The 3524-nt window shown below is 64.5% G+C and carries 4 protein-coding genes and 1 pseudogene; 3 read left to right on the forward strand and 2 right to left on the reverse strand.

Annotated elements, in window-relative coordinates; genetic code table 11:
• Nucleotides 1-188 precede the first annotated feature (188 nt).
• Nucleotides 189-317 (forward strand): hypothetical protein, encoded by a 129-nt coding sequence (locus CDN38_RS32060; RefSeq protein ID WP_267888215.1) that lies wholly within the window; start codon nt 189-191, stop codon nt 315-317.
• Between the two features lie 60 nt (nt 318-377).
• Here CDN38_RS32060 and CDN38_RS31560 read toward each other — a convergent pair whose 3' ends face one another.
• Nucleotides 378-731 (reverse strand): DUF5919 domain-containing protein, encoded by a 354-nt coding sequence (locus CDN38_RS31560; protein ID WP_075509477.1) that lies wholly within the window; start codon nt 729-731, stop codon nt 378-380.
• A gap of 274 nt (nt 732-1005) precedes the next feature.
• A pseudogene (locus CDN38_RS32720) lies at nt 1006-1200 on the reverse strand (helix-turn-helix domain-containing protein); the annotation flags it as partial.
• A gap of 779 nt (nt 1201-1979) precedes the next feature.
• Here CDN38_RS32720 and CDN38_RS28465 point away from each other — a divergent pair.
• Complete coding sequence (locus CDN38_RS28465; protein ID WP_075509478.1) at nt 1980-2327, forward strand: SCO3933 family regulatory protein; 348 nt, start codon at nt 1980-1982, stop codon at nt 2325-2327.
• Nucleotides 2328-2414: 87 nt separating this feature from the next.
• On the forward strand, nt 2415-3482 hold the full coding sequence (locus CDN38_RS28470; RefSeq protein ID WP_075509479.1) for an FtsK/SpoIIIE domain-containing protein: 1068 nt from the start codon (nt 2415-2417) through the stop codon (nt 3480-3482).
• Nucleotides 3483-3524: the final 42 nt, after the last annotated feature.

A 3524-nucleotide genomic window follows, 5' to 3' on the forward strand; every position in this document is an offset into this window, starting at 1 on the left:
CCGGACAGCCCCCTCACGGAACTCCCGGTCGTACTTCATCCGCTTCTCTGGCATCGTGCTCCTCATTGTCGATGCCTCTACGGTTTGGGGGGAACCTCAGAGCTGATGGACGTCAAACCGTGACTTGTTGCGGGGTGACGGGTTTGCTCTTCGCCGAGGAAGGCCGCGCCGGGGGTTGCGGTCGATAGGTGATCGTAGACGGCCTGCTGGATACGCATATCGGTGTCGGTGACGAGGTTGCGGTCGGTTTTATCGGTGATCTGGCCCGGGTCGGGAGTGTCGGCAAGGGTCTGCGAGGCGATGGCGGTTGCCGCTAGGGCCGTGGCCAGGTAGCGGTCGAGTTCGTGGTGGCTGGGGGGCGTGGGGGTGTTCAGCTGTCATACCTCTTTCGCGGTGGCCCAGGCGTCATGGAATACGGTGGCGAATTCGCTGAACAGGTCGGGTGGCGTTGTGGTGGGGCGTAGCACAAGTGCGGGTGATTCGGTGCCGCGGGATGCGGGCAGGTAGAACTGCACGATGGCCACCGACTCGTCGATGATCGTGATGTGAAACCGCAGCGGCGCGTGGTAGGTGCGTAATTGCAGTTTGTGCGCGGTGTCGGCGGGCAGGTGACCGCGGACGCGTTTGAGGGTGTCGATGTTGGTGACGGTCAGCTGTGAGAGCAGGTTGGCTGGGTGGCCTTCGTCGGCTTCTCGGTCGCTGGTGTAGCGGCTGTAGGGTTCGAGGAACAAACATTGCAGTTACGGTGCCGCGCCCGAGGGCGGCGTGTAATTGGCGGTCTGTGACCGATTGGGTGATCTGGTTCAGCGACAGTCCCATGATTTGCACGCGGGTGGCTTCGGCAAGCATACCGGCGGCCGGATAGCTGGCGGTCAGTTCGGCGCGAGATAAGAACACATCGGTGATGCCGTGGTCGCTGACCGGTAACACCGGTTGGACATCGTCGTCGGTGACAAGCCCGGCTGCCGCGCAGGTGGGTGCGAAGTCAAACCAGATTTCCCAGGGGTCAACGTCGAGGACTTTGGCGACGGCGTAGGCGTTTTCGCGCTGGATCGGTTCACCTTTGCGCCATCGGCCCAGTGACTTGACCGATACCCCGGCCTCGCGGGCGAGTCGTTGTGGCGTGATCGCCTTTTTCGCCATCACATCATCGAGCCGTGTACCGGCTTCGGGATCGAAACGAGAGGTTGCTGGTGGCATGGGTTCCGGGTTGTGGTTGAGGGGCGTGAGCGGCCACTGATGGTAGCCGACCCCGATGCCGACGATCCCACGGTGCGCGTGGGCGGCGCTGGGTGGCCCGTGACAAGACAGATGGCGGGGGGATATGGGGCGCTGTGGACCTCGGTGCTGACCCGGGCTCGTTCCCGCAAGGCCCGCACGGTCACGGGGTTTCCCTCCATGCTCAGCGCTCGGGGCGACGGCATCGGCGCACCGCAGGCGACGCGGCGGCGGTGTTCTTGGCGAGCCACGGCGAGCATTTGCCCGTAGGTACAGTTTGGTAACGTACCGTGTTTTCGGTACGTTTCTGGCGTATCTCAGGGCTCCGTGTTTCGGGTCATCTAAAACGGTAGAGACTCCCAGCCGGGATCACCGAAAGCGTCGTCGCCAGCCTCAAATTCATTGTCGCGCAACGCGGGTCCCCGTCCCGCGGTTGGCACCCAACGGGTCCGGCACGCCGCGCCGTTGCTGACGCGCGTGGGCGATCAGTCCAACGAACCGCTCTTGGTTGTCCACGACCGTTTCACCGCTTCGGGCCATCGGTGTTGCGACGTTGACTGGAATCCGCCCGCGGCATTGCCGGCCTGGGGTTGGGCCGCGCAGACCGGTGCGAATGGTTGGTGTCCTGATGTGTCCAGGTGCTGTCCGTAGGTGTCCACCCCGCGGGGGCGCGCTGTCCACAGGTTCCCGGTTGTAGTGGTGGTGTGCATCGAAATCCGTTGCACGGCAGTACATGACAACAACGTGGGGAAGGTTGCGATATGCGCTTGAAACTCGATACCTCAACAACGCGGTTCATCGTCACTCGGCCCCCGGAGCGCCGGTTGAACTTCGAAACGGGAAGCCCTAAAACCGATGCCGCCACCGGGTTGCCGTTGTATTCGGTGCAGGTGCTTGCCCTCGATGACACCGGCGGCGAAGTGCTCAACATTACCCTCGCTGGTGATCCGAAACTCGCCGTGACACAGCAGGTGTCGGTGTCTGGGCTGGTAGCGATCCCGTGGAGTCAAGGTGATCGCAGCGGTGTGGCGTTTCGCGCCGACGCCATCACTGTCGTCACCGCCAACGCCAGCTCGCCGATCGGTGAGACGGCTCGCAGCGCGAAATAAACCCACCTGTGCGGTGGGGCGCACGCCGCCCACGGCAATTGCGCCCCACCGCGCTCCCTCCCTGCGCAAGGAAGAGACGAACAGATCATGGCATCAAAGAACAACAACAAAGGAAATCCTTCCAACGAGGACTGGCTCGGTGAGCTGCTGGTTGACCTGCTGCGGATGACCGGCCAAGGGTTGTGGCGGTTCACGCTGCGTTGGCCCGACACCGCAGTGTTGCTGGGCATCTTCGTGCTCGCCGGCGCGGTGGGCGGGCTGCGGGTTGCATTCCTACTCGGCGGGGCATGCGCGGCGATGGTGTGGGGGTGGCGGCTGGGCTGGCCCGACGCCTACCGGGACTGCATCGCCAAACCGGTCGGCGATTATCGGCGGGCTCATCTGGTGTACTGGCGGCGCTGGACGGTGATCTGCGAACGTCATGGTCTGACCATCGCCCGACGCGGCAAGCCTGATGCAGCGGCGCTGGTCCCGCAGTTACGCGAGGTACGCATCGGGGCCGCCGTCGATACCCTGCTGGTGCGGTTGTTGGTTGGCCAATCAGTCAAAACGTGGCAAGCCCAAGCCGATGGGCTGGCCGCAGCGTTCGGCGCCCATGACGTGACCATCGAAGCCGGCGCGGTCGATGCCGGGCGGGGCCGCGACATCGTGATCCGCGTTCGCCACCATGACGCTTTGGCTGCCCCCATCGCCCTGCGGCGGCCAGCCGCGGATACCGCTGTGCAGCTGGCCCAGGTGCCAGTCGGGATCACCGAGACCGGCAACACATGGACTCTGCCGGTGGCCGGGAGCCACATTCTGGTCGGCGGGGCCACCGGGGCGGGCAAGGGCAGCGTGTTGTGGTCCCTGCTGGCCGGGCTAGCACCGGGCATCAAAGCCGGGTTGGTCTCGGTACGCTGCCTTGACCCCAAGGGTGGCATGGAGTTCGGCGCTGGGGCAGCAATGTTTGACCGGTTCGCCCACGACTCCGACACCATCCTGGCGGTGCTGCGCGAAACCACCCAAACCATGCTGGCGCGTGCCCAGCGGCTGGACCTCCCCCGGTTTCCCGGAGACTTTTTTTATTTGGGACCGACCCCCTCGAGTGGGAGGGTAGCTCGCTTGGGGGTGGTGCTGCTGGTTGTCCTTCCAGGCAGCTTCATATTCGTCGGGTGAGAGCCCGCAGAGGCCAGCTTGGATGCGGCGGGGGTTGTACCA

This window comes from Mycobacterium ostraviense, assembly GCF_002705925.1.
Taxonomy (GTDB): domain Bacteria; phylum Actinomycetota; class Actinomycetes; order Mycobacteriales; family Mycobacteriaceae; genus Mycobacterium; species Mycobacterium ostraviense.

What these genes read in the sequence shown, in the direction of transcription:
- CDN38_RS28465 (WP_075509478.1), top strand. Translation starts at nt 1,980, where the DNA reads ATGCGCTTGAAACTCGATACCTCAACAACGCGGTTCATCGTCACTCGG.
- CDN38_RS28470 (WP_075509479.1), top strand. Translation starts at nt 2,415, where the DNA reads ATGGCATCAAAGAACAACAACAAAGGAAATCCTTCCAACGAGGACTGG.